26 protein-coding genes are annotated in these 23,416 nt (G+C 67.6%); 9 read left to right on the top strand and 17 right to left on the bottom strand.

What is annotated here, in order from left to right; translation table 11 throughout:
* Positions 1–73: 73 nt before the first annotated feature.
* Entirely contained in the window at positions 74–805 is a 732-nt protein-coding gene (locus tag E0501_RS11965) for an HAD family hydrolase (RefSeq protein ID WP_137701575.1), read from the bottom strand.
* Between the two features lie 15 nt (positions 806–820).
* Positions 821–1,105 carry a DUF3572 domain-containing protein gene (locus E0501_RS11960; RefSeq protein ID WP_137701574.1) on the bottom strand — a complete coding sequence of 95 codons (285 nt, stop codon included), beginning with the start codon at positions 1,103–1,105 and terminating at the stop codon, positions 821–823.
* A gap of 83 nt (positions 1,106–1,188) precedes the next feature.
* Here E0501_RS11960 and E0501_RS11955 point away from each other — a divergent pair, with 83 nt between their 5' ends.
* On the top strand, positions 1,189–2,604 hold the full coding sequence (locus E0501_RS11955; RefSeq protein WP_137701573.1) for a diguanylate cyclase: 1,416 nt from the start codon (positions 1,189–1,191) through the stop codon (positions 2,602–2,604).
* A gap of 11 nt (positions 2,605–2,615) precedes the next feature.
* Here E0501_RS11955 and E0501_RS11950 read toward each other — a convergent pair whose 3' ends face one another.
* The 4 genes from E0501_RS11950 to E0501_RS11935 form a co-directional block, all read right to left on the bottom strand.
* A complete protein-coding gene (locus E0501_RS11950) occupies positions 2,616–3,125 on the bottom strand; it encodes a periplasmic heavy metal sensor (RefSeq protein ID WP_137701572.1) in 510 nt (169 codons plus the stop codon).
* Complete coding sequence (locus E0501_RS11945; RefSeq protein WP_193555894.1) at positions 3,122–3,511, bottom strand: hypothetical protein; 390 nt, start codon at positions 3,509–3,511, stop codon at positions 3,122–3,124. Before E0501_RS11945 ends, E0501_RS11950 begins: the two co-directional genes overlap by 4 nt.
* Positions 3,504–4,088 carry an RNA polymerase sigma factor gene (locus tag E0501_RS11940; RefSeq protein WP_235857830.1) on the bottom strand — a complete coding sequence of 195 codons (585 nt, stop codon included), beginning with the start codon at positions 4,086–4,088 and terminating at the stop codon, positions 3,504–3,506. The genes E0501_RS11945 and E0501_RS11940 overlap by 8 nt, the downstream gene beginning before the upstream one ends.
* Before the next feature lie 103 nt (positions 4,089–4,191).
* Positions 4,192–4,761, bottom strand: a complete 570-nt coding sequence (locus tag E0501_RS11935) for an EF-hand domain-containing protein (RefSeq protein ID WP_137701570.1) — start codon at positions 4,759–4,761, stop codon at positions 4,192–4,194.
* Between the two features lie 228 nt (positions 4,762–4,989).
* Between E0501_RS11935 and E0501_RS11930 the strand changes: the two genes are divergently transcribed.
* The gene (locus tag E0501_RS11930; RefSeq protein WP_137701569.1) at positions 4,990–5,391 is read left to right on the top strand and encodes a DUF983 domain-containing protein; all 402 of its coding nucleotides are present in this window, start codon (positions 4,990–4,992) and stop codon (positions 5,389–5,391) included.
* A gap of 27 nt (positions 5,392–5,418) precedes the next feature.
* A complete protein-coding gene (locus E0501_RS11925; protein WP_137701568.1) occupies positions 5,419–6,156 on the top strand; it encodes an NUDIX hydrolase in 738 nt (245 codons plus the stop codon).
* A gap of 17 nt (positions 6,157–6,173) precedes the next feature.
* Here E0501_RS11925 and E0501_RS11920 read toward each other — a convergent pair whose 3' ends face one another.
* The 3 genes from E0501_RS11920 to E0501_RS11910 are packed head-to-tail and all read right to left on the bottom strand — an operon-like array spanning position 6,174 to position 8,182.
* A complete protein-coding gene (locus E0501_RS11920; RefSeq protein ID WP_137701567.1) occupies positions 6,174–7,070 on the bottom strand; it encodes a DMT family transporter in 897 nt (298 codons plus the stop codon).
* 19 nt (positions 7,071–7,089) lie between these two features.
* Positions 7,090–7,986 (bottom strand): fatty acid desaturase, encoded by an 897-nt coding sequence (locus tag E0501_RS11915; protein WP_137701566.1) that lies wholly within the window; start codon positions 7,984–7,986, stop codon positions 7,090–7,092.
* Entirely contained in the window at positions 7,979–8,182 is a 204-nt protein-coding gene (locus E0501_RS11910; RefSeq protein WP_137701839.1) for a DUF2061 domain-containing protein, read from the bottom strand. Before E0501_RS11910 ends, E0501_RS11915 begins: the two co-directional genes overlap by 8 nt.
* A gap of 105 nt (positions 8,183–8,287) precedes the next feature.
* On the opposite strand from E0501_RS11910, the gene E0501_RS11905 reads away from it, so the two are divergent.
* Complete coding sequence (locus E0501_RS11905) at positions 8,288–9,145, top strand: helix-turn-helix domain-containing protein (protein ID WP_137701565.1); 858 nt, start codon at positions 8,288–8,290, stop codon at positions 9,143–9,145.
* Positions 9,146–9,242: 97 nt separating this feature from the next.
* Here E0501_RS11905 and E0501_RS11900 read toward each other — a convergent pair whose 3' ends face one another.
* Genes E0501_RS11900 through E0501_RS11880 form a run of 5 tightly spaced genes read right to left on the bottom strand, consistent with a single transcriptional unit; the run spans position 9,243 to position 13,231 of the window.
* Entirely contained in the window at positions 9,243–9,998 is a 756-nt protein-coding gene (locus E0501_RS11900) for an SDR family oxidoreductase (RefSeq protein ID WP_137701564.1), read from the bottom strand.
* A complete protein-coding gene (locus tag E0501_RS11895) occupies positions 9,998–11,476 on the bottom strand; it encodes a carnitine 3-dehydrogenase (RefSeq protein WP_137701563.1) in 1,479 nt (492 codons plus the stop codon). The genes E0501_RS11900 and E0501_RS11895 overlap by 1 nt, the downstream gene beginning before the upstream one ends.
* Before the next feature lie 5 nt (positions 11,477–11,481).
* Positions 11,482–11,937 (bottom strand): lipocalin family protein, encoded by a 456-nt coding sequence (locus E0501_RS11890; RefSeq protein WP_137701562.1) that lies wholly within the window; start codon positions 11,935–11,937, stop codon positions 11,482–11,484.
* Positions 11,934–12,320, bottom strand: a complete 387-nt coding sequence (locus E0501_RS11885; protein ID WP_137701561.1) for a hypothetical protein — start codon at positions 12,318–12,320, stop codon at positions 11,934–11,936. The genes E0501_RS11890 and E0501_RS11885 overlap by 4 nt, the downstream gene beginning before the upstream one ends.
* Positions 12,317–13,231 (bottom strand): BKACE family enzyme, encoded by a 915-nt coding sequence (locus E0501_RS11880; RefSeq protein WP_137701560.1) that lies wholly within the window; start codon positions 13,229–13,231, stop codon positions 12,317–12,319. The genes E0501_RS11885 and E0501_RS11880 overlap by 4 nt, the downstream gene beginning before the upstream one ends.
* A gap of 145 nt (positions 13,232–13,376) precedes the next feature.
* Between E0501_RS11880 and E0501_RS11875 the strand changes: the two genes are divergently transcribed.
* On the top strand, positions 13,377–14,000 hold the full coding sequence (locus tag E0501_RS11875; RefSeq protein WP_137701559.1) for an ImuA family protein: 624 nt from the start codon (positions 13,377–13,379) through the stop codon (positions 13,998–14,000).
* Positions 14,001–14,096: 96 nt separating this feature from the next.
* Here E0501_RS11875 and meaB read toward each other — a convergent pair whose 3' ends face one another.
* Positions 14,097–15,074, bottom strand: coding sequence for a methylmalonyl Co-A mutase-associated GTPase MeaB (gene meaB / locus E0501_RS11870; protein ID WP_137701558.1), 978 nt, complete (start codon positions 15,072–15,074; stop codon positions 14,097–14,099).
* 234 nt (positions 15,075–15,308) lie between these two features.
* Between meaB and E0501_RS11865 the strand changes: the two genes are divergently transcribed.
* The 4 genes from E0501_RS11865 (at position 15,309) to E0501_RS11850 (ending at position 21,339) form a co-directional block, all read left to right on the top strand.
* Positions 15,309–16,736, top strand: coding sequence for a calcium-binding protein (locus E0501_RS11865; protein WP_161594608.1), 1,428 nt, complete (start codon positions 15,309–15,311; stop codon positions 16,734–16,736).
* A gap of 47 nt (positions 16,737–16,783) precedes the next feature.
* Positions 16,784–19,228, top strand: coding sequence for an ATP-dependent helicase HrpB (hrpB, locus tag E0501_RS11860; protein ID WP_137701556.1), 2,445 nt, complete (start codon positions 16,784–16,786; stop codon positions 19,226–19,228).
* Between the two features lie 82 nt (positions 19,229–19,310).
* Positions 19,311–19,769 (top strand): NUDIX hydrolase, encoded by a 459-nt coding sequence (locus E0501_RS11855; RefSeq protein ID WP_137701555.1) that lies wholly within the window; start codon positions 19,311–19,313, stop codon positions 19,767–19,769.
* Between the two features lie 85 nt (positions 19,770–19,854).
* On the top strand, positions 19,855–21,339 hold the full coding sequence (locus E0501_RS11850; protein WP_137701554.1) for an inorganic phosphate transporter: 1,485 nt from the start codon (positions 19,855–19,857) through the stop codon (positions 21,337–21,339).
* 3 nt (positions 21,340–21,342) lie between these two features.
* On the opposite strand, the gene E0501_RS11845 is transcribed toward E0501_RS11850, so the two are convergent.
* A complete protein-coding gene (locus E0501_RS11845; RefSeq protein ID WP_137701553.1) occupies positions 21,343–22,320 on the bottom strand; it encodes a 2-dehydropantoate 2-reductase in 978 nt (325 codons plus the stop codon).
* Between the two features lie 145 nt (positions 22,321–22,465).
* Positions 22,466–23,392: an ornithine carbamoyltransferase gene (gene argF / locus E0501_RS11840; protein WP_137701552.1), complete on the bottom strand. Its 927-nt coding sequence runs from the start codon at positions 23,390–23,392 to the stop codon at positions 22,466–22,468.
* Positions 23,393–23,416: the final 24 nt, after the last annotated feature.

Here is a 23,416-nt window from a genome sequence, read left to right as displayed (position 1 = left end):
TGCGGCGGTGCACACATGTCAGCCGGATGTCAGCCGCGGATCACCCCCAGGCTTTCGCCGCGCCGCGGCTGCGTTAAGCCGCCGGGACGGTGCCCGCCGCAAGGCCCAGCCAGGCCGGGATATGCCCGATATCGGGCAGCACGACATCCGCGAGCGCCACAAGGTCGGCCGCCTCGGCCATGCCGGTCAGCACCCCGATCGTCTGCATCCCCGCCGCCCGCCCCGCCACGAGGTCATGCGCGCTGTCGCCCACCATCGCCACCCGGTCGGGCGCGGTGCCGGTCGCCTCCAGAAACGCCAGCAGCTGGCCGGGGGCGGGCTTGCCGCCATGGCCGCTGTCGAAGCCCGCGATGAAATCGAAGAACCCCGACACGCCCGCGCTGTCGAGATGCGAGCGCGCCGGGGCCTCGGCGTCGTTGGTTGCCACCCCGAGACGCAGGCCCGCATCGCGCAGCCCCTGCAGGAAAGGCCGCAGAGGCACCGCCTCGGATTGCGGCGCGCGCGCGGCTTCTTCGTTCAGGATGCCGATCAGCGTCGCAAGGTCCATGCCCGGCAGCCCCGGCAGAAGCGCGCGGGCGGCTTCCTCCGGGGTGCCGGCGATCACCACGCTGTCGGGGGCAAAGCACTGCATTTCATAGTCGAATCCCACCAGCCGGCCCAGGTCCATGGCCCGGTCCCGGGCGCCGTCGCACACCCGGTCGAGGAACGCCTTGGCCCAGGCCTCCCAAGTGGCGGCGAAATCGAAAAGCGTCCCGTCCTTGTCGAAGACGATACCATCGAGGCGCAGGCTTCTGTCGGATACCATCACCGCTTGCCCGTCTCAGGTCCAGTACATCTGCTTGCCGCCCGGCAGAACCGCGCGCGCCAGCATCGGCTTGTCATAGCTCAGCCCCGCGGTATCGCAGAACGCCACCACCCAGGCATCGTCCATCAGCAGAAAATCCAGGATCGAACCCAGGAAATCGGCATCCTGCGCCCGGTCCCGCAACTCGTCGGCAACCGTTCCGGTCGAGCCGAGGAAAACCGGCAACAGATCGTCATTCGCGGCCAGCCAGGCCAGCGCCTGCAGCGCGATCGTTTCGGCGGATTCCTGCGACATCGACATTTTTACCAACCTTGGAAAGGATTTCTTAACCACTGTGGGGAAAGGATCGACCCGATACAAGACACAAGTTCGAAAGGTCTTCTGTGCCCGGCAAGGTCCTCATCATCGACGACATCGCCACGAACCGCGTGATGCTCAAGGTCAAGCTGGCGGCGGCCTGTTACCGGGTCGTGCAGGCCAGCAGCGCGCAGGACGGTCTGACCGCCGCGCGCGCGGCACGGCCCGACATTATCCTGACACCTGCGCGGCTCGGCGACATGCCGCTTGCGGCGCTGGTCAAGGCCCTGCGCGATGATCCCGACCTGGCCCAGACACCGGTTCTTGTCGTCACCTCCGACCCTGACAGGGCGAGCCGCCTGTCGCTTCTGGCCGCGGGCGTCGATGACGTCCTGGTCAAACCGCTCTCCGATGACCTGCTGCTGGCCCGGCTGCGCGCCCTGCTGCGCCAGCGCGAAACCACCGAGGAGCTACGCCTGCGCGAAGGTGCACGCCGTGTGCTCGGCCTGGCCGAGGCGGGTGAGAGGTTCGACAGCCCGGGCACGGTGATGCTGGTATCCGGCAGCGCCGACAGCGCCGGCCGATGGGCCGGGGCCCTGGCCCCGATGCTGCAGGACCGTCTCGTCCCCGTCGCCTGCGACCAGGTGATCGCGCGGCTGGGCCAGGGTCTTCGACCGGATGCCATCGCGCTCGAGCTCGGCATCGATGCGCCCGGCGCCGGCCTGCGCCTGCTGGCCGATCTCACCTCGCAGCCCGGCACGCGCGAGGCCGGGATCATCGTTGCCCTGTCCGGCGCGGACGCCCGGCTCGGCGCCGAAGCGCTGGACCGCGGCGCGATCGAGGTGATGGGCGACGGCTCGAACACCCGCGAGTTGGCGCTGCGGCTGCGCCGCCAGGTGCTGCGCAAACGGCGGATCGACAGCCTGCGCGCCTCGATGCGCGACGGCCTGCGCGCCGCAGTGACCGATCCCCTGACCGGGCTCTACAATCGCCGCTATGCCATGCCCCGGCTGGCACGGCTGGCCGACCAGGCCGCCGAAACCGGCCGTGACTATGCCGTCATGGTTGTCGATCTCGACCATTTCAAGCTGATCAACGACAGGTTCGGCCATGCCGCGGGCGATGCGGTCCTCGCCCGTGTCGCCACGGTGTTGCGCGACGCGATGCGCGAAGAGGATCTGGTCGCGCGGCTCGGCGGCGAGGAATTCCTGATCGCCATGCCCGATACCGGGCGGCATGCCGCGCATATGGCCGCGCAGCGGTTGTGCAGAAGACTCGCGGCAACCGGGTTCGACCTGCCCGGCCAGCCCCGGCCGATCCGCATCACGGCCAGTATCGGCGTGACGCTTGCTTCGGATGCCCCGGCACCGGGCATGGCCCGCGCCCATCCCGATCCGATGGCGCCCGAGGCGATGCTGGATCGCGCTGACCGCGCGCTTTACGCGGCGAAATCGCATGGCCGCAATCAGGTCACCCTGTGCACCCGCCGGCCGGCGGCCTGAACAGGCCCCACTCAATGCCAGTGCGGTTTGCGGCGCCCTTCGGGGCGGCGCTTGCGGGTCAGTTCCTCGCGCAGCCGCGCGGCATAGGCGGCGCGCTCGGCGTCGCTCATCGCGTCCAGACGCTGCAACAGAAGGTCGAAGCCCAGTTGCGCCCCCTGCTCTATGCCCTGCATCTGCCGCTCCAGGCTCTCGCGCACCACCGCGGAATCATAGGGGCTCGCCTCCAGCGCCGCGATCATCTTGTCGAACTCGGCCCGGATCTCGGCCCGTGTGCCACGCCTGTCCCGATAGGCCCCGCGCATCTCGCGGCCCAGGGCGCGCCGGTCCTCGCGGCTCAGCGCGCGGGCCATCGGCCCGCCCACCTGGTCGATGCGCGGCGGGCGGTGGCTGTCGCCCGTCCGGTGCGACACCACGGCCCCGACAACCAGCCCGGCCACCAGCAGGTTCACCGCCAGCGACGCGAACAGCAGAACCCGGACGCCGCGGCCCATTTTCGGAGTGTCTTGCCTGGTCTCGCTCATCCCGCATCCTCCTCGGTTGCCAGCCCCGTCTCATCCATGTCGAGCCCGAACCCCTCGCTCACATCCATCAGCGACAGCACGTCGCCCGGGCTCGCCGTGATCAATCCGCTCACGGCCGTGCCCACGCCCAGCGCCGGGGTAAAGCCCAGCCAGAGCCCGGCAACCGTCGCCGTGGCCAGACCGCCCATCGCGGGCCATCCGCCCAGCATCGCCCAAAGCCCCGGTCCACGGCGGGGCAGCGCCGTTGGCCCGGTCTCCGCCTGCACCGCCCGGGCATCCGCCAGCACCCGCGCCATCAGCGCTGCGTCGGCGGGCTCCGGCGCCGCACGGGCCGCCTCGAACAGGCTCTCCAGCATGTCATCCGTTTCGCGATCCGTATCAGTCATCGCCATACCCCAATTCCTCGCGCCGCGCGGCCAATGCCGCGCCCAGCGCCCGTTTCCCCCGCGCGGTCAAACTCTCCACCGCCTCGGTGCTGATCTCCATGATCCCGGCAATCTCCGGATTGCCCAGCCCCTCGATATGCCGCAGCACCACGGCCTGGCGCTGCCGCTCGGGCAATGCGTTCAGCGCCGCCTGCAGCGCCTCGGCCCGCGCCTGGGTCTGCATCCGCTCGGCCGGGCCTTCCGCCTCGTCGCGCGGCTCGGGCACCTCGTCCAGCGGCGGGCCGTTGCGCCCGCGCCGGCGCAGCCGGTCGGTGCTCAGGTTGGCCACCACACGGTAGAGCCACGTCGTCACCTTTGCCTCGCCCTGCCGCCAGTCCCCAGCGATCTTCCACAGCCGCAGCATCGCCTCCTGCGCGATGTCCTCGGCCTCGGTGCGGTCGCCCAGCAGGCGATAGGCATGGGCCATCACCACCGGCGTCAGCCGCGTGGTCAGGATGCGCGCCGCCGCCTCGTCGCCATTGGCGAAAAGGACCATGAGCGCCTCGTCAGAGAGCTCTCCTGAATCGTCCAAGGCCATCTGCTGCATCACCCTGCCGGCCTAACCCCTTCCCCTGCACCGCGCAACAGGCGGTGCCGGCCGGGGCGGCATGTCTCCGCCCCGGCCCGCGCATCACGCGGTCTCAGTCACGATCGCCACGGCGATAGCCATGCCCGTCGCCGTGGCCGTGATGGCGACGTTCGCCATAACCGCCCTTGCCGCCATCGCGCATCCGCTCACGCATCTTGGCCATCTCCTCTTCCGAGATCGCCCCGTCGCCATCGGCATCCAGCCGGTCGAACATGCGCTCCATGCCGGTCTGCTGGCCGGGCATTTCCTCGAACGAAATTTCGCAGTCGCCGTCGTCGTCCATGCGCTCGATCATCCGCGTGGCCATACGCTCGAACCGGCGCTGGCGGGCCTCTTCGGCGCGTTTCTCGGCGGCGGCCTTCATCTCGTCGGCCGACAGCTTGCCATTGCCATCGGTATCCGCGGCGTCAAAACGGGCCTTGGCATAGGCCTTCATTTCCTCCTGCGTCACCTTGCCATCGCCATCGGCATCTGCGTCGGCGAAATTTTCCATCATGTGCATCCCGCCAGCATGGCCGCCGCGCATGTGGCGCTCGCCATGCTTGGCAAAGGCCAGTGCCGCCCCGGCACCTGCCGTCAGGCTCAGGATCGTCAGACCGGTGATGATATAGCTACGTTTCATGTTGCGTCTCCGCTTGTTCAATTGGGTGAACTGTCCGTCCTTCGCCCCGGACCTTCCTGCCCGGGTTCATATCTTTCACGGCGCAGACCGCTCTTTCCGTCGCCAGTTTGCCGAAAAAACTTGCGCACCCCCGCCCGCGCTGCGCGACATCCCGCCGCAAGGACAATGCGCCTCCTTTAATTGGCCGGGCTTTTCCCCCAGTTTCAGCGCTTAAGCGCGAGGACACACATGACCGATCAAACCGCCACCCACGAACACGACACCGAAGACCGCCCGCTCGGCCCGGCCCTGCGCAACGGCTGGCGTCGGCGCTGTCCGAATTGCGGTTCGGGCCCCCTTCTCAAGGGCTATCTCAAGGTGCGCGACGAATGCACGGTGTGCCGCGAAGAACTGCACCACCATCGCGCCGATGACGGCCCGGCCTATCTGACCATCCTGATTGTCGGCCACCTGATGGCGCCGCTCCTGCACGTGGTCTTCGTGACATGGCGGCCCGAACCTCTGGTGCTTTTCACCATCTTCGCTATTGGATGTGTCACGCTCTCGCTATACCTTCTGCCCAGACTGAAAGGCGCGGTGGTCGGGTTCCAGTGGGCCCGGCAGATGCACGGCTTCGGAAACGAGGACTGAGCCCGCGCCGCAAGGAAGCGAGGCCAGATGAGCAGCCAGACACCGCCGCAAAAGGTGGACAAGACAGCCATTCGCAACGCCGCCACGGTGATCGTCCTGCGCGACCGCATGGATGAACCCCGCGTGCTGATGGGCCAGCGCGGCGCCAGCGCCGCGTTCATGCCAAACAAGTTCGTCTTTCCCGGCGGCGCGGTCGATCCCGACGATGCCGGCGTGCCGCTGGCGCGGCGCATGCCGCAGGTCTGCCGTGACCGCCTGCTTGAAGATTCAGCCGAAGATTACACCCATGCCCTGGCCACCGCCGCGATCCGCGAGCTGTGGGAGGAAACCGGCCTGATCCTCGGCCAGAAGGGCGAATGGGAAATCGAACCGCCCGCCGACTGGGCCGATTTCGCCGCCGCGGGCTATGTCCCCGATGCGCACCCGCTGCAATTCGTCTTCCGCGCCATCACGCCGCCCGGCCGCCCGCGGCGTTTCGATGCGCGTTTCTTTCTGGTCGACGCCAGCGAGATCGCCAACGATCTCGACGATTTCGCCGGCGCACAGGATGAACTTTCACACCTGCAATGGATTCCGCTGGAAAAGGTCCGCCACTTCGACCTGCCCTTCATCACCGAGGTGGTCCTTGCCGAGGTCGCGGCGCGCGCGCATGACCTCTCGCCGCCCAACAACGTGCCGTTCTTTCACAACGGAACCGAGGAAAGCCTCTTTCTGCGCCTCAAGGGCAAGGGGCCGATGTCGGGCAAGGAAATCCGCCACGACTGAGGCGTGGCGCCCTGCCCCTAGCCGAACAGCACCAGCACCAGGATGCTCGCCGTCAGGAACCCGATCCCGGCGTATTCGCGCCGCGTGATCGTCTCGCCGAAAAACAGCACCGACGCGAAGATCGAGAAGATCACCTCGATCTGCCCGACGGCAAAGACGTAGGCCGCGTTCTGCAACGTGAAGGCGGTGAACCAGCACAGCGATCCGGCCATGCCCGTCAGTCCCATCCAGACCGCAGTGCGCCGCGCCGCGATCACCCGGCGCAACTCCCCCTTTTCGCGCCAGGCCAGCCAGGCCGAAAGCCCGATGGTCTGGCTCAACGTGACCGCCGCCAGCGCGATCACCGCGCGCAGGAACGGATCGTCGCTTGCCACCTCCAGCGTGGCCCCGCGGTAGGTTACCGCCGACACGGCAAAGAACGCCCCGGAAAGCAGGCCCAGCCCCGCCGCCCGGTTGAAAAGCCGCGCCCATCCGCCCTTGCCGCCCGGCGCCTCCGACAGCACCAGCACACCGACCAGCCCCAGCACGATCGCCCCCATGCCGATGGCCGACACCCGGTCGCCCAGCAGCACCAGCCCCACCATCGCGGTCTGCACCACCTCGGTTTTCTTGAAGGTGATGCCGACAGCGAAATTGCGATGCGCGAAAAGCGCCACCACGCACCACGTCGCCAGGATCTGTGTCAGCCCCCCGGTCAGCGCATAGGCCCAGAACCGCGGGCCCAGCCCCGTCCAGCCCGCCCCGCTGGCCGTTGCGTAAACCACCGCCAGCGTCACCACGAAAGGCGCCGAGTAGAAAAACCGCGCCAGCGTCGCTCCACCCGCGCTCAGCGTGCCCATGCTCAGATGTTTCTGCAGCATGAAGCGCAGCGTCTGGAACGCGGCGGCGGCAATGGAAAGGGCAATCCAGTTCATGCCCTCTCATGCACTCAATTCAGTGGTCTTTCCAGAGCGGATGCGGCACCGGGTCCTTCGCCCGCCAGAAATAGCGGCGGAACACCTCGCCATAGGAGCGGTAGAGATAGCTGTCGTTCATCTGCCGGAACCGGTCACGCTCGGCCCGGTACAGCGCCCAGAGCCGATACCACGGCACCCCCGGCAGGCTGTGATGCACCACGTGCAGGTTGTTGTTGAGAAACAGAAACGCCAGCGGCCCCCGGTCCTCGATGATCACCGTGCGCCCCGGCACCTCTTCATGCGCGCGATGCTCCAGGAAGGTCCGGATTTTCAGGATCGACAGCGCCGCATAGCTGGCGAGCAGCCACGCCCAGACCGGCATCCGGCCAAACGCGGCCATCCACCAGATCACCGCCGCCACCGCCGGGACATGGATCAGCCACGCCGCCAGCACGCCGGGCTCTCCCGCGCGGATGCGCCGCCAGTCGCCGGCCATGAACGCGACCTGCGCCACCAGCGGCCCCACCAGCAACCGACCCGCCAGCGTGTTGTTGAACCGCAGAACCCCGCGCCACCAGCCCGGCAACCGGTGCCATATCGCCGGGTCCAGGTAATTCGTCTCGGGGTCGTCATAGGGGTCGGTCAGCCGCTCGTCGCGGTGATGCTCGATATGCGTGTCGCGGAACCGGCCATAAGGGATCAGCAGCGTCAGCTGCGGAAAAACCAGCGCTTCGTTCAGCCAGCGATGCCGCGTCGGATGCCCGTGCAGCACCTCGTGACAAAGCGAGGAATGCAATGCCGCCGCCAGCACGACCATCACCATGCCCAGCGGCAGGAACAGCGCGGCCGCCCATGTCGTGCCCAGCGCCCAGACCGCATAGCTCAGCGCGATCAGCGCCAGCGTGGGCCATTCAACAGCCGGCACCCTACCCATGCCGCCCCCAGTTCACCCGCGCCCAGATACGCTCGTAAATGAGATACATAGCAAAGCCGATCGCCGTATTGATCACCGCCATCGCCCCGCCCACGGCGGCCGAACCGGTCATTATCAGCCCGACACCCGCCATCACCGTCAGGCCCAGGATATTCCACAGCACCGCTTTCAGCACGGTGCGCCGCCGGCTCTCCATCTTCCCTCGCATGTTATGTGTCACGAAACCGTTACCTGTCCGGCGCGCCGTTGCGTATTCCGAATATGATTAACAAAACTCCGCATTAGTGATAATTATCATCACATGCCGAATAGAATCGACAAACGAACCCGCGCCATGCAGTTCCGCGACCGTCTCGCCCAGGCGATGCAACAGCGCGACATGACCCAAAGCGCGCTTGCACGCGCCATCGGCGTAGATCGCTCGACGATTTCGCAATTGCTCAAGGACACCGGCGCCCGCCTGCCCAATGCGCAGGTCGTGGGCGAATGCGCGGCAGCGCTCGGCGTTTCCGCCGACTGGCTCCTGTCTCTGTCGGACCGGCCCGAAACCGCCTCCGATCTGCTCGCCACCTCGCTTACCCTCACCCAGGCGCCCCGCGCGCTGGTCGATGAACAGATCTTCGAATGGCACCGCGAGGCCGCGGGCTACAAAATCCGCCACGTGCCTGCCGCCCTGCCCGACATGCTGAAAACCCGCGCGGTGCTGGAATGGGAATACGCACCGCATCTCGGGCGCACCGCCGAACAGGCCATCGGCGCCTCCGAAGACCGGCTCACCTGGATGCGCGCCGCCCAGTCGGATTACGAAATCGCCCTGCCGCTATACGAGCTTCAGAGCTTCGCCGCCGGCACAGGTTACTACACCGGGTTGTCGGCCGATCTGCGCCGCGAACAGCTCGACCGGATCGAGGCGATCCACGCCCAGCTCTACCCGCGCCTGCGCCTCTATCTCTTCGACGCGCGGCGCATCTTCTCGGCGCCGGTCACCATCTTCGGCCCGCTCCTCGCGGTGCTCTATCTCGGGCGCAATTACCTCGCCTTCCGCGACACGGAACGCGTGCAGGCGATCACCGCGCATTTCGACGATCTCGTGCGCCAGGCCAAGATCCCCGCGCGCGACCTGCCGGACCACCTGGCATATCTGCGCAGTCTCACCTGATCCGGTCCGGCTTCATCTTGCCAAAAATACTCAAACGTCACACCGCCCCCTGCATCGCGCGGGGTGGGCGGTTGGGCGCGCGATGCAGGGGGCGGGTTCAGACCTTGGGATCGGGGTTTTCGGTATGGCCGTCCACCGCAATCACCTGCCCCGACACCAGCCTTGCCGCCTCCGTCGACAGGAAATGCGCCATCTCGGCCACGTCCTGCGCCGTAACCCAGGACCGCATCGAGGTGCCGCTGGCATAGCCCGTGTAAACCGCGTCGCGGGTCACGCCCTTCAGCGCGGCTTCGCGTTGCAGCACGCCTTCCATGCGCGGGCCTTCCACGGCGCCGGGGCAGATCGCGTTGGCGCGGATGCCATGCGGGCCCAGCTCCATCGCCAGCGTCTTCATCAACCCGATCACCGCCCATTTCGCCGCCGCATAGGGCGCCCGGTTCGGGTATCCGTATATGCCGGCGGTCGACGAGGTCAGCACGATACTGCCCCTGCCCGCCCGCTTCATCAGCGGTGCGGCGTATTTCGCGGCCAGGAACGCACCTTCCAGGTTCACGCTCACGCAGGCGCGCCAGTCCTCCAGCGCCACCTGCTCCACCGGCGCCGTCGGCCCGGCGACACCGGCATTGGCACACAGCGCATCGAGCCCGCCCGCGGCGGCAAGCAGATCAAACACCGCGCGCACGTCGCCTTCGTCGGCGGCATCGCAATGATGCGCCACCCAATGGCCCGGCACCTTGTCCAGCGCCGCCTCGTCAATGTCGGTGATCCACACCTCGAACCCGCCAGCATCGAAACGCTCGGCCATCGCCCGCCCGATCCCCGACGCACCCGCGGTGATCAGCACCCGCGGCATCAGCGTGGCGCCCCGACGCCCCGGCCCAGCCCCTCCGGCATGGGCAGCCCGGCCTGCGCTGCCGCCACCTTGGCCAGCGCCGCCTCGATCTGCGGCGCGGGCGGCGCGGTGCGCCTTGTCTCCAGGCTCACATGCAGGAGCACCTGCTCACAGGTCGCGACCACCTCGCCCGCATCGTCGCGCATCTCCATGAAAATATGCATCTTCTTGCCCGACCCGTCGATCAGCCGGGTATGGATGGTGATGATCGCCCCGGCATGCGCCTCGCCCAGGTGGCGGATATGGGTTTCGGCGGTGAAATAACTGCCGCCATTGGCGATATACTGCTCGTCGCAGCCCACCATCAGCATGAACCGGTCGCTGGCGTTGGAAAATGCCTCCAGGTACCGGCTTTCATTCATGTGCCCGTTATAATCGAGCCATTCGGTCGGCACCGCCCGCCGCGCCGTCAGGATCGGCTGGCTTAGATCCTCGACCTCGTCGACATGGCGCCGCAGCCCGGCCGCCGCCTCGATCGCCCGGTCATGCTTGCGCTGGATCGCGCCGGCGCCCCAGTCGGTCCGCGACAACCCGCGGATCTTGCTCACCAGGTTGGCATCGCGAATGCGTTCCAGCTCGCGGATCGAATACCGGCCCGATTGCGCATCCGACTGGTCGGCGATCATGTCGATCAGCTCGTCGGTCAGTTCCGGCACATCCATCAGCTTGGTCCAGGGCCATTGCAGCGCCGGGCCGAACTGCGAAATGAAATGCCGCATGCCCGCTTCGCCCCCCGCCACGCGGTAGGTCTCGAACAGACCCATCTGCGCCCAGCGCAGGCCAAAGCCATAGCGGATCGCGTTGTCGATCTCCTCGGTGGTGGCGATCCCGTCCTTGATCAGCCACAGCGCCTCGCGCCAGACCGCTTCCAGGAACCGGTCCGCGATATGCGCGTCGATTTCCTTGCGCAGGTGCAGCGGAAACATGCCCAGCGTGGTCAGGATGTCCTTGGCCCGCGCGATCAGCACATCATGGTTGATCGGCGTCGTCACCAGTTCGACAAGCGGCAGCAGGTAAACCGGGTTGAACGGGTGCGTCACCACGATCTGCTCGGCCCGCGGCATCCCCTCCTGCAATTCGCTGGGTTTGAAACCGCTGGTCGACGATCCCACGATGGTCTCTGCGCCCACATGCGTCATGATCTCGGCATAGACCTTCTGTTTCAGGTCCAACCGTTCCGGCACGCTCTCCTGCACCCAGGCCGCGCCCTCGACCGCCCCGGCCACGGTGGGGTGAAAACTGATCTCTCCCTCGTCGGGCAGCGCCACGTTACCCAGCCCGGGCAGGGACCGCCGCGCATTGGCCATCACTTCGCCGATCTTGCGCTCGGCTTGCGGGTCCGGGTCAAACACCCGCACGGCCCAGCCATTCAGCGCGAACCGCGCCGCCCATCCGCCTCCGATAACGCCGCCGCCGATGATCGCCGCCGTCTTTTCCATTCCTGTCACTCCCTCGCGCGGGCCATGTCATAGCCCATCCAATCCATGATCTCTTTCGCCGCCCGGATCCGGTCGGCGCCGCCCTTGCTCTTGCGGTCCATGATCCAGCCGAACTCGCCCCCGGGGGTGCCGATGGCGGCGGTACGGTTATCGGCGTCCAGCCACAGAACCCACCATTGCGGGATGCCACCCCCGCCGCCGAACCGGCCGTGGCCCCGCGCCGGCAGCGCGATCTCGCCCAGCCACAGCCCGCCGCCCTGTCCCGCGCGCAGGTGCAGCCGCTCGCCCGGCCGGGCCACCTCGGACCAGCTCGCGCGCACCACCCAGTCGCCCGCCATCCGCCCGGCCATCACATCCACCTGGCTGGAAATCGGCGCCTGCGGGTTGCGCACGCCCTCGGGCGCGGGCGCCGGTGTGCACCCCGCCAGCAGCAGGGCAAGAAGGACCGCCACGCGTTTCATTCCACCGGCCACCAGGCCGGCAAGGGGCCGGGGCAGCGATGAAACCGTATCGGCTCGTCCGCGCCAAACCAGATCCAGATCGCCTCACCTGCATTCATGATCAGCCGCGCCTCGTCGAACACGCTGCCCTCGGACTGGCATTCCAGCATCAGGCTGACCGCACCCACCATCGCGTGCTCGTCCACCCGGGTGATCCGGCAGGAATTCTCGTATCCCAGCACTTCTGCGGGCGTGATCGCGATTGGCGCAGGTGTCACGCTGCCGATCCGCTCGGCCACGGCGCACCAGCCGGACTCGGCCGCCCACACACCCTGCCACCACGCCTCCTGCGCCCCGGCCAGACCGGGGCATAGCACCAGCGCGGCCAGGGTCGCGGCCCTCATGCCGCGGGCGCCCGCTTGACCAGCCCCAGCTTGTCGCGCACGGCCTCGGGGCCGATCACCCGCGCGCCCATGCGCTCGATGATGCCCACCGCGCGCTCGACCAGCTGCGCATTGGTGGCCAGCACGCCCTTGTCCAGCCACAGGTTGTCCTCCAGCCCCACGCGCACGTTGCCGCCGGCCAGCACGCTCGCCGCGACATAGGCCATCTGGTTGCGGCCCAGCGCAAAGGCCGAGAACGTCCAGTCGTCGGGCACGTTGTTGACCATCGCCATGAAGGTGTTCATGTCATCGGGCGCGCCCCAGGGCACGCCCATGCACAGCTGCACCAGCGCCGGGCTGTCGAGGATGCCGTCGGCGACCAGCTGCTTCGCGTACCACAGGTGCCCGGTGTCAAAGGCCTCGATCTCGGGCTTCACGCCCAGATGCGTCATCATCCGGCCCATCGCCTGCAACATGCCGGGCGTGTTGGTCATCACGTAATCGGCCTCGGCAAAGTTCATCGTGCCGCAATCCAGCGTGCAGATCTCCGGCAGGCATTGCTTCACATGCTCCACCCGCTCGGCCGCGCCGATCATGTCGGTGCCCTCTTCGCGCAAAGGCAACGGTCGCTCGGTCGGGCCGAACACCATGTCGCCGCCCATCCCGGCGGTCAGGTTCAGCACCACGTCGACCTCGGCCTCGCGGATGCGGTCGGTGACCTCGTGGTAATAGTCCAGCCGGCGCGACGGTGCGCCGGTCTCGGGGTCGCGCACGTGGCAATGCACCACCGCGGCACCGGCGCGCGCGGCCTCGATCGCGCTCTCGGCGATCTCCTTGGGGCTGCGCGGCACATGCGGGGAACGGTCCTGCGTGCCGCCCGATCCGGTCACGGCACAGGTGATGAAAACCTCACGGTTCATGGTCAACGGCATCTGGAATCCTCCCATCTCGGTTGCCGCCACTATGCCGCAGCATGCCGGGCGGTAAAGGGCGAATTCCGAAATCCCACGTCGTTTTTCGCCCCCGCGCCCCGAATCCCTGCTTGCGGAACAAATAGTGAACATTTATCCTTGCCCCATGTCGATCCACGCCCACCCCCTGCTCCCGCAACGCCAGAACCGCGACCGGCCCGCCATCCGGCTGGCGCCCGACCTGTCGCTCGCGCAGGCCCGCCTGCACGAGGCCTGCGGCGCCGCCCGGCGCAGTTTCGCGCTCTGGGTCGCGGGGCAGATGCAGGGGCCGGTGTTCTGGATCGCGCTGCGGTGGGAAAAATCCGCCCTCAACCCCGATGGCATGGCCCCGATCGCCGATCCCGCACGCTTCATCTTCGTCGCGCCCGAACGGCCCGTCGATCTCTTGTGGAGCATGGAGGAATGCCTGCGCGCGGGCGCGGTGCCGCTGGTGGTGGCCGACCTGCCCGAACCGCCGCCGCTCACCCCGGTGCGGCGGCTGCACCTCGCGGCCGAAACCGGCGCACGCGAAGGTGCGCACCGGCCGTTGGGGCTCATCCTCACCCCCGGACAGGGCGGCGCGCCCGGGGTGGAAACCCGCTGGCGGATGCAGCCCGCCCATCACCCGGGCGGCCAGCGCTGGCGCCTCAGCCGCCTGCGCGCGCGCACCGAGCCTGTCAGGGAATGGGATATCGGCTGGCAGGACGGCGGGTTTCACCCGGGCCCGGCGCTCCAGGCCGCCGATGCCTGACCTGAATTGCGCGCCTGCGGCGCACCCTATGAGACATGCAGGGGGGCGTTGCCCCCCTGACCCCCGAAGGTATTTGGGGTCAGATGAAGCAGGGGATCAGGCGCCGATCCGTGCCAGGGCTTCCTCGGCGGCGCGCGTGGCGGTGATATCGCCCTCGGCCACACGGCGCGACAGCTCGTCCATCACCGCGCGCGCGGCTTCGCCCTCCAGCCGTTTCAGGAGACCCTGGCGCACTTCTTCGCCGAACCAGTAGCGCGCCTGCGCCTCGCGGGCGCCGTCGAAAAACCCGTTCTGCCGGCGCCACTCGACCAGCGCGGTCATCTCCTCCCAGGCTTTTTCCAGCCCCTCTTCGGCCAGCGCCGAGACCATCATCGCCTTGGGGAACCCTTCGGGATCCTGCGGCCGCTTGCGCAAGAGCTTGAGCGCGCCGGCATAGTCGGCGCAGGTCCGCGTCGCTGCCGGTTTCAGATCGCCGTCGGCCTTGTTGACCAGGATCATGTCGGCCATCTCCATGATGCCGCGCTTGACGCCCTGCAACTCGTCGCCGCCTGCCGGGGCCAGGAGCAGGATAAAGAGGTCCGACATCTCGGCCACCACGGTTTCCGACTGGCCCACCCCCACCGTTTCGATCAGCACCACGTCGAACCCCGCCGCCTCGCACAGTGCCACCGCCTCGCGCGTGCGCCGCGCCACGCCGCCCAGGTGCGACTGGCTGGGCGAGGGCCGGATGAACGCCCGCGGATCGCGGCTCAGCCGCTCCATCCGCGTCTTGTCACCCAGGATCGAGCCCCCCGACCGGGCCGAACTGGGATCGACCGCCAGAACCGCCACCTTCAGGCCCTTTTCGGTGAGAAGGCAGCCGAAGCTCTCGATAAAGGTCGATTTGCCCACCCCCGGTGTACCCGACAGCCCGATACGGACGGCCTGCCGGCCCTTTCCCTTCAGCGCCTCCAGCAGTTCGGTCGCCTGCGCGCGGTGGTCGGCCCGGCCGCTCTCCACCAGCGTGATCGCCCGGGCCAGCGCCCGGCGGTCCCCGGCATGGATCCGCTCGGCAAGCGTTTGCGTATCTGTCATCGTGCTCTCCAAAAGGCTTGCGCGCCCGTTTTCCCTTGTGCCGCAAATCCTTGCGCCTTTTGCCCCAGCATCCCGGCGGATGTCCAGCGTCGGCACGTATCCGCCAACGGGAAGACACCGCCAGCGGGTTGCCCGATTTCCGCCCAATTTCCGGCCTAGGCCATGAGAAGCACAGGCAGACTTGCTAGGCATGCGGCAGGATCACCCCCACCCTTGCCACACCGGGAGACACAGATGGCCAACACCCTCGACACGCTCAACAGTATCGCCGCCCATGTCCGCAACGACGACGGGCTGCGCGCGCAGATTGCCGATGCCGATATCGAGGGCGGGGCCCTGGCGGCCGAACTGATGAACGATGTCATCGCCGAAGCGATCGCTGCCACCGGCGTGAACGCCGATGGCCGGATCACGGCGAACGATGCCCGCGCGATCAGCGATTACATCCGCGCCAACCCCGCGCTCTACGACGCTTTCGTCGACGGCCACGGCGACGACGAAGGCATGATCGAAACCGGCTTTCACCTGGTGCAGGGCGATGGCGGCACGCTGGAATTTCAGGGCCGCAACTTTGTCAACACCATCGCCGACGCGATCTATCACATCGGCTTCACCTACGAGAACGGCCGGTTCCTGAACGAAGACGGCGATGCCAACGAAGAGGTGGCCGATGTCGCAGGCTGGCTCAACTACTTCGTCAACGGGGTCAATGTCGTCTACGACGCCGGCGGCAACGAAGAGCTTTACTCGGGCAGCTACAGCGCGCCCCTGGCCGCCGCGGCCAACGAGAAGTTCCTCGCCATGGGTGGCGACGATTCCATCTGGGCCGGCGATGGCGACGATACCGTCAATGCCGGGCGTGGCAACGATGTCTCGGGCGGCGGCGCGGGCCATGACCTGATCTTCGGCAAGGGCGGCAACGACACGCTCTGGGGTGAGGGTGGCAACGATACCCTGAATGGCGGCAACTCTGACGACGTGATGGGCGGCGGCAGCGGCGATGACAAGCTGATCGGCGCCCGCGGCCATGACACGCTGACCGGTGAACAGGGCCGCGACACCCTGCGCGGCGACGGCGGCAACGATGAAATCTGGGCCGGCGACGATAATGACCGCGCCTTCGGTGGCGGCGGCGAGGATACGATCGGCGGCGGCAGCGGCCACGACATCCTCAAGGGTGATGATCGCAACGACACGCTCTATGGCGATGGCGGCAATGACCGGCTTTACGGCGGCAATGACGATGACGGTCTCTATGGCTCCGTCGGCAATGACACGCTTTATGGCGACGCCGGCGCCGACACGCTCTCGGGCGACATGGGCGAAGATGTCATGGTCGGGGGTGCCGGCGCCGACCTGATCTATGGCTGGGAAGACACCGACGCGCAGGACATTTTCGTCTTCGCCCCTGGCGACAGCGGCCTTGCCCCGCAGGACCAGGACACCGTCGAAGGCTTCGACAGCGGCGAAGACCTGATCGACCTGACGGCCTTTGCCGGGCTGTCCTATATCGGCACCGCCGCCTTCTCGGGCACCGGCGCCGAGGCGCGCTATTCCGGCGACACGCTGCAGATCGACGCCGATGGCGACGGCAACGCCGAGATGGCGATCACCTTTCGCTGGGTGCCCGCGATCGATGCCGGTGACGTGCTGCTGGCCTGAGCAATCCGGGCATTTACCCCCGCGCCAAGCTTGGCGATAAGGGGCGCGTGGATACCAACCTGCCCATTTCCCAGGCCCTGCCGCCGCTGATCGACGCGCTGCGCGCGCAGGGCCGCGCCGTTCTGCAGGCGCCGCCCGGGGCCGGCAAGACCACCGTCGTGCCGCTTGCCCTTCTGCAGGCGGGCCTCGTGTCTGGCAGGATCGTCATGCTCGAACCGCGCCGGCTGGCCGCCCGTGCCGCCGCCGAACGCATGGCCGAAACCCTGGGCGAAGCGCCGGGCGAAACCGTGGGCTACCGCATCCGCGGCGAAACGAAAGTGGGCAAATCCACAAAGATCGAGGTCGTCACCGAAGGCATCCTCACCCGCATGATCCAGTCCGACCCGGGCCTGTCAGACATCGGCGCGGTGCTCTTCGACGAGTTTCATGAACGCTCCCTCAATGCCGACCTCGGTCTCGCGCTCTGCCTTGAAATTGCCGGCGCCCTGCGCGACGACCTGATCCTGCTGCCGATGTCGGCAACGCTTGATGCCGATCCGCTGGCCCGGCTGATGCAGGCCCCGCTCATCACCTCCGAAGGCCGCAGCTACCCGGTCGAAACCGTCTGGCGCGATACCCCGCTGCCGAAAACCGCGCGGCTTGAGGAGGCCACAGCGGCGCTGGTCCTCGACGCGCTGGCCGAAACCGAGGGCGGCGTTCTGGTCTTCCTGCCCGGCGAAGGCGAAATCCGCCGCACCGAGGCGCTCTTGAAATCGAAACTGCCCCCCGGCTGTCATCTACGCCCGCTCTTCGGCGCCATGCCGTTTAAGGATCAGCGCGCCGCCATCGCGCCCGCGCGCGACGGCCGCAAGATCGTGCTCGCCACCTCGATCGCCGAAACCTCGCTCACGATCGAGGATATCCGCGTGGTCGTCGATGCCGGCCGCGCGCGGCGCGCCCGGTTCGATCCGTCCTCGGGCATGTCGCGGCTGGTCACCGAACGGGTCACGCGCGCCGAGGCCACCCAGCGCGCGGGCCGTGCCGGCCGCGTCGCCCCGGGCCGCGCCTACCGCCTCTGGACGAAGGGCGAAGAAGGCGCGCTCGCCCCCTTTCCCCCGGCCGAGATCGAGGCCGCCGATCTCTCCGGCCTCGCGCTCGAACTTGCGCTCTGGGGCGCGGCGCCCACCGATCTGCCCTTCCTGACCCAGCCCAACCCGGGCGCCTTTGCCGAAGCCCAGGCGCTCCTGCGCATGCTGGGCGCGCTTGATGCCGAAAACCGCATCACCGCGCATGGCAAGACGCTGGCCAGCCTGCCCCTGCACCCGCGGCTCGCGCATATGCTGGCCATCGCGGGCCCAGACGCCGCGCCGCTGGCCGCCCTACTGGCCGAACGTGATCCGCTCTCGCGCGGCGCGCCGGTCGATCTCACCCTGCGGCTCGAAGCGATCGCCGATTTCAAGCGGTTCTCGCAGACCCGCCCTTTCCAGGCCAACCGCCCCGCGCTTGATCGCATCCGCACCGAGGCCAAACGCCTCGCCCGGCAAGCGTCGGGCACCTCCACCCGGTATTCCCCCGCCGAGATGGCCGCGCTGGCCTATCCCGACCGCGTCGGCCAGCGCCGCAAGGGCGATCAGCCCCGCTATGTGCTGTCGGGCGGCAAGGGCGCGGTGCTGGCCGAGGACGATCCGCTGGCCGCCACGCCCTTCCTTGTTGTCACCGACACCGACGGCAACCCGCGCGAGGCCCGCATCCGGATGGGCACCGCCATCACCCAGGGCGAAATCCGCGCCCTTTTCGCCGACCAGATCGCCTGGCACGAGACCTGTGACTGGTCCAAACGGGACCGCCGCGTTATTGCCCGGCGCCAAGAACGCTTCGGCGCGCTCATCCTCGATGACCGCATCTGGAAGGACGCGCCCGACGACGCCATCGCGCGGGCCATGTGCGCGGGCGTCCGCGACCTCGGCCTTGCACCCTCCGACGCGGTCCGGCGCTTCCGCGCCCGGGTCGCGCTGGCCCGCGACGCTGGCGAAGACCTGCCCGACATGTCCGATGACGCGCTCCTTGCCTCGCTCGAAGACTGGCTCCTGCCGCATCTCGCCGGCATCCGCACCGCGCAGGACTGGAAAGCCTTCGATATCCTCGACCCGCTGCGCGCCATGCTCAGCTGGGAGCAGATGCAGCGCCTCGACCAACTGGCGCCTGCGCATTTCACCACGCCCCTTGGGCGGAAAACCCCGATCGACTATTCCGGCGACGCCCCGGAAATCCAGCTGCGCCTGCAGGAAATGTTCGGCCAGACCAGCCACCCGATGGTCGGCACCACCCCCCTGCGCGTCACCCTGCTCAGCCCCGCCGGCCGCCCGGTTCAGACCACGCTCGACATCCCTGGCTTCTGGGCCAGCTCCTATGCCGACGTGCGCAAGGACATGCGCGGCCGCTACCCCAAACACCCCTGGCCCGAAGACCCCACCAAGGCCGACCCGACCCTGCGCGCCAAACCCCGGAAATGACCGCGCCTTTGCAATTCCCTCATATTTGACCTATATCAAATTCCAGAAAAAGAATTCTTGCGGCGGGTTAGCGGTACAAACAATGACCGATGGTTTCAAAAAAGCCTGGGCCGAACTGGTCCAGCCACTTCTTCAGCGTCCAAAACGTTTGCAGGTGGGCGCGCTGTGCTTCACGCGCAAAGGCGCGGAAAAGAAGGTGCTGCTGGTCACTTCGCGCGATACCGGCCGCTGGATCATCCCCAAGGGCTGGCCGATCGATGGCAAGGACGCCGCCGGCGCCGCGCTTCAGGAAGCCTGGGAAGAGGCCGGCGTAAAACGCGGCCGCGTCACCGGTGATGCGCTCGGCACCTACGACTATGACAAGGAACTCAACTCGGGCCTGCCCGTTCCGGTCGAAACGCTGGTGTTCCCGGTCGAGGTCGAAGAGCTCAAGGACAAGTTCCCCGAATCCTCGCAGCGCCGCCGCAAATGGGTCAGCCCGGAGAAGGCCGCCAACATGGTGCGCGAACCCGAGTTGAAGGACCTGATCCGCGATTTGTGAAGGTTTTGTAACAGTTTTGCGACAAAACTGTTGATCCTGTCCGGCGCCTTCTCTACCCCCATGCTGAAAATGAGGGGAGAGAGACGTGAGCGAGACGCCCAACGACGCAAATCACCTTGAAACGCTCGACCGCGACCTGCACCGGTTCTCCTATCTCGAAGCCGGCACGCAATACGTCGCACGCCCGATGGTGGCCCCCGGGATCGCGCTGGCCTTCATCGTGATCGCCGGCATCGGCGCGGGCTTCTTCTTCGGCCAGATGCCGATGAACATGGTCGTCGTCGCCGCCGCCGTCTTCGGGGCCTACATGGCGCTCAACATCGGCGCCAATGACGTGGCCAACAACATGGGGCCCGCCGTGGGCGCCAATGCGCTCACCATGGGCGGCGCCATCGCCATTGCCGCGATCTTCGAAAGCGCCGGCGCACTCATCGCCGGGGGCGACGTGGTTTCAACCATCTCCAAGGGCATCATCGCGCCCTCGACCATGGAGAACGCGCAGGTCTTTATCTGGGCGATGATGGCCGCGCTCATATCCGCGGCGCTCTGGGTCAACCTCGCCACCTGGATCGGTGCGCCGGTCTCGACCACCCACTCGGTGGTGGGCGGCGTCATGGGCGCGGGCATCGCCGCGGCCGGCTTCGCCTCGGTGAACTGGCCCACCATGGGCAAGATCGCCGCCTCCTGGGTCATCTCGCCCGTGTTGGGCGGCGTCATTGCCGCGGCCTTCCTCGCGCTGATCAAATCGCGCGTGATCTACCAGGAGGACAAGATCGCCGCCGCCCGCAGATGGGTACCCATCCTCGTCGGCATCATGGCCGGTGCCTTCGCAGCCTACCTTGCTCTCAAGGGGCTCAAGCGGGTGATGAAGATCGACATCCAGACCTCGCTGCTCATCGGCCTCGTGCTCGGCATCCTCTCCTGGCTCGTCACCATCCCGCTCATCCGCCGCCAAAGCAAGGGCCTGGAAAACCGCAACAAGTCGCTCAAGGTGCTCTTCGGCCTGCCGCTGGTGATCTCCGCCGCCCTGCTCAGCTTTGCGCATGGCGCCAATGACGTGGCCAATGCCGTGGGCCCGCTCGCCGCCATCGTCCACGCGACTGAATTCGGCGCCTTCTCGGCCAAGGTGTCCATCCCGCTCTGGGTCATGGTGATCGGCGCCTTCGGCATCTCCTTCGGCCTCTTCCTCTTCGGGCCGAAACTCATCCGCATGGTCGGCTCCCAGATCACCAAGCTCAACCCGATGCGCGCCTATTGCGTGGCGCTCTCGGCGGCCATCACCGTGATCGTGGCCTCATGGCTGGGCCTGCCGGTCTCCTCCACCCATATCGCCGTGGGCGGTGTCTTCGGTGTCGGCTTCTTCCGCGAATGGCACACCGCGAAGCGCATGAAGCTCAACGCCAACGGCATTCCCGACGACCTGCGCATCGCGCCCGAGGAACGCCGCCGCCGCAAGCTCGTGCGCCGGTCGCATTTCATGACCATCATCGCGGCCTGGGTCATCACCGTGCCTGCCGCCGCGCTGATGTCGGCGCTGATCTTCTACATCCTCAACGCCATCGTGGCCTGAGGCTTACTGAAACAGATCGTCCGGGCGCAGCGGCCGCACGCCATCGCGCCCGGCGGCCTGCACCTCTGCCAGAACCCGCGCAGTCACCGGCGTGGCCAGACCATGCCGTTCGCCCAGCCGCACGATCTCACCCTGGAACTCGTCCACCTCGGTGCGCCGCCCGGCCTCAAGGTCCGCAACCATCGAGGTGCGCGCCCGCGGGTCCACCGTCAGCATCGGCGCCGCAATCCGCCGGAATGCCCAGGTCGGCATCCGCAGGATCGGCGGGATCGCCCAACCCGGCGCCTTCGCGGGCACTTTCGCCACGATCCCCGCCGCCCGCAGCACCCGCAACGCCTCTGCCATCTGCGCCGCCATCACCCGGCGCCAGCCACGGTCCAGCAGCATCTCGCGCAGGCTCAGCCCCGACAGCGCATTGACGGCATTGGTCAGGTTCAGGATCAGCTTGCCCCATTGCACCGCCTCGATATCGGCACGCTCCTCGACCACCAGCCCGGGCACCCGCATCAACTGCGCCAGGCCAGCCCCGGCCTCCACCATGATCTCGCCACTCGTCGAACGGTGAAACCACCCCGGCCCCCGCGCCACCACGTTGAAGCCCACCATCGCGCCGCGCACATCCCGCCCCGGCAACAGCCGCCGCAAATGGCCGACATTGCGCACCCCGTTCTGCAGGCTCACCACCACCGCCCGCTCCTTCGCATGCTCCGCAATCAGCCGCCCCATCTCTTCGGTCGCTCCCGACTTGACGCAGACCAGAACGACATCGGCCCCGGCCAGAACGTCCGGCGCCTCCGACACCTCCGGCGCAGCCCGCGTCTCCCACCCGGCGAAATCGCTCAGCCACAGACCGGCCCGCGCCTCCTCCATCAACCGCGCCCGGCCCAGCAGCACCACGTCGCGCCCCGCCGCGGCCAGCACCCCGCCGACAAAGCACCCCACCGCCCCGGCGCCCGCCACAACGATCCTCGGTTCCGCCATCAAGCCTCCGCTGCTCTTTCTTGGCCCAAATACTCAAAACGCCGACGCTGAAACCCGCGCCGGCGTCAGGGCCGGGGCATCACCCCGACCTTAGCTGAATAAAAGCGCGCGGAAACGCACAATTTGAAAACGCCTGCGCTGTCGCTCAGACGCCCAGGCACCAGCGCATGATCGCCTTTTGCGCATGCAGCCGGTTTTCCGCCTCGTCGAAGACGACCGAATGCGGCCCGTCCATCACCTCGCTCGTGGCTTCCTCGCCGCGATGCGCGGGCAGGCAATGCATGAAGAGCGCGTCGGGCTTGGCGTGCTTCATCAGCTCCTCGTTCACCTGATAGGGGCGCAGCATGTTATGGCGGCGTTCGCGGCTCGACTGGCTGTCATGCATGCTGACCCAGGTATCGGTCACCACCAGGTCCGCGCCCTCGACCGCCTTCTTCGCGTCGCGCTCGATGGCGATCTTGCGACCGGCCTTGCGCGCCAGGCCCACGAATTCCGGCTCGGGCTCCAGTTGCACCGGCCCCGCCACGGTCATGTCGAACCCGAACTGCGCGGCCGCGTGCAGGAAGGACGCGCAGACGTTGTTGCCGTCGCCCAGCCACACCACCTTCCTGTCGGCGATCGGGCCGCGATGCTCTTCGAAGGTCATCACGTCGGCCATGATCTGGCAGGGGTGGGTGCGGTCGGTCAGCCCGTTGATCACCGGCACGTCGGCATATTCCGCCATCTCCTGCAGCACCGATTCATCGAAGGTGCGGATCATGATCAGGTCGACATAGCGGCTCAGCACGCGGGCGGTGTCGGCGATGGTCTCGCCGTGGCCCAGCTGCATGTCATTGCCGCTCAGCACCATGGTCTCACCGCCCATCTGGCGCACACCCACGTCAAAACTGACGCGGGTCCGCGTCGACGGTTTTTCGAAAATCAGCGCCACCATGCGCCCGGCCAGCGGCTGCTCGTCATCCGCGGCGCCGCGCGTGCGGTCCCGGCGCGCGTCCTTCATCGCCCTTGCGTGGTCGATCATCTGCCGCAACGCGGCCGGGTCGGTTTTGTGGATATCCAGGAAATGGTTCATGTCTCTGTCCCTTGTCTCGGGCCG

Source organism: Marimonas lutisalis (assembly GCF_005434965.1).
GTDB classification, from domain to species: Bacteria; Pseudomonadota; Alphaproteobacteria; order Rhodobacterales; family Rhodobacteraceae; genus Marimonas_A; species Marimonas_A lutisalis.
Note: the sequence above shows the minus strand (reverse complement) of the source record. Positions and strands in the feature narration are given on the sequence as shown.

What these genes read in the sequence shown, in the direction of transcription:
- E0501_RS11965 (WP_137701575.1), bottom strand. Translation starts at nt 805, where the DNA reads ATGGTATCCGACAGAAGCCTGCGCCTCGATGGTATCGTCTTCGACAAG.
- E0501_RS11960 (WP_137701574.1), bottom strand. Translation starts at nt 1,105, where the DNA reads ATGTCGATGTCGCAGGAATCCGCCGAAACGATCGCGCTGCAGGCGCTG.
- E0501_RS11950 (WP_137701572.1), bottom strand. Translation starts at nt 3,125, where the DNA reads ATGAGCGAGACCAGGCAAGACACTCCGAAAATGGGCCGCGGCGTCCGG.
- E0501_RS11945 (WP_193555894.1), bottom strand. Translation starts at nt 3,511, where the DNA reads ATGACTGATACGGATCGCGAAACGGATGACATGCTGGAGAGCCTGTTC.
- E0501_RS11940 (WP_235857830.1), bottom strand. Translation starts at nt 4,088, where the DNA reads ATGGCCTTGGACGATTCAGGAGAGCTCTCTGACGAGGCGCTCATGGTC.
- E0501_RS11935 (WP_137701570.1), bottom strand. Translation starts at nt 4,761, where the DNA reads ATGAAACGTAGCTATATCATCACCGGTCTGACGATCCTGAGCCTGACG.
- E0501_RS11930 (WP_137701569.1), top strand. Translation starts at nt 4,990, where the DNA reads ATGACCGATCAAACCGCCACCCACGAACACGACACCGAAGACCGCCCG.
- E0501_RS11925 (WP_137701568.1), top strand. Translation starts at nt 5,419, where the DNA reads ATGAGCAGCCAGACACCGCCGCAAAAGGTGGACAAGACAGCCATTCGC.
- E0501_RS11920 (WP_137701567.1), bottom strand. Translation starts at nt 7,070, where the DNA reads ATGAACTGGATTGCCCTTTCCATTGCCGCCGCCGCGTTCCAGACGCTG.
- E0501_RS11915 (WP_137701566.1), bottom strand. Translation starts at nt 7,986, where the DNA reads ATGGGTAGGGTGCCGGCTGTTGAATGGCCCACGCTGGCGCTGATCGCG.
- E0501_RS11910 (WP_137701839.1), bottom strand. Translation starts at nt 8,182, where the DNA reads ATGGAGAGCCGGCGGCGCACCGTGCTGAAAGCGGTGCTGTGGAATATC.
- E0501_RS11905 (WP_137701565.1), top strand. Translation starts at nt 8,288, where the DNA reads ATGCCGAATAGAATCGACAAACGAACCCGCGCCATGCAGTTCCGCGAC.
- E0501_RS11900 (WP_137701564.1), bottom strand. Translation starts at nt 9,998, where the DNA reads ATGCCGCGGGTGCTGATCACCGCGGGTGCGTCGGGGATCGGGCGGGCG.
- E0501_RS11895 (WP_137701563.1), bottom strand. Translation starts at nt 11,476, where the DNA reads ATGGAAAAGACGGCGGCGATCATCGGCGGCGGCGTTATCGGAGGCGGA.
- E0501_RS11890 (WP_137701562.1), bottom strand. Translation starts at nt 11,937, where the DNA reads ATGAAACGCGTGGCGGTCCTTCTTGCCCTGCTGCTGGCGGGGTGCACA.
- E0501_RS11885 (WP_137701561.1), bottom strand. Translation starts at nt 12,320, where the DNA reads ATGAGGGCCGCGACCCTGGCCGCGCTGGTGCTATGCCCCGGTCTGGCC.
- E0501_RS11880 (WP_137701560.1), bottom strand. Translation starts at nt 13,231, where the DNA reads ATGCCGTTGACCATGAACCGTGAGGTTTTCATCACCTGTGCCGTGACC.
- E0501_RS11875 (WP_137701559.1), top strand. Translation starts at nt 13,377, where the DNA reads ATGTCGATCCACGCCCACCCCCTGCTCCCGCAACGCCAGAACCGCGAC.
- meaB (WP_137701558.1), bottom strand. Translation starts at nt 15,074, where the DNA reads ATGACAGATACGCAAACGCTTGCCGAGCGGATCCATGCCGGGGACCGC.
- E0501_RS11865 (WP_161594608.1), top strand. Translation starts at nt 15,309, where the DNA reads ATGGCCAACACCCTCGACACGCTCAACAGTATCGCCGCCCATGTCCGC.
- E0501_RS11855 (WP_137701555.1), top strand. Translation starts at nt 19,311, where the DNA reads ATGACCGATGGTTTCAAAAAAGCCTGGGCCGAACTGGTCCAGCCACTT.
- E0501_RS11845 (WP_137701553.1), bottom strand. Translation starts at nt 22,320, where the DNA reads ATGGCGGAACCGAGGATCGTTGTGGCGGGCGCCGGGGCGGTGGGGTGC.
- argF (WP_137701552.1), bottom strand. Translation starts at nt 23,392, where the DNA reads ATGAACCATTTCCTGGATATCCACAAAACCGACCCGGCCGCGTTGCGG.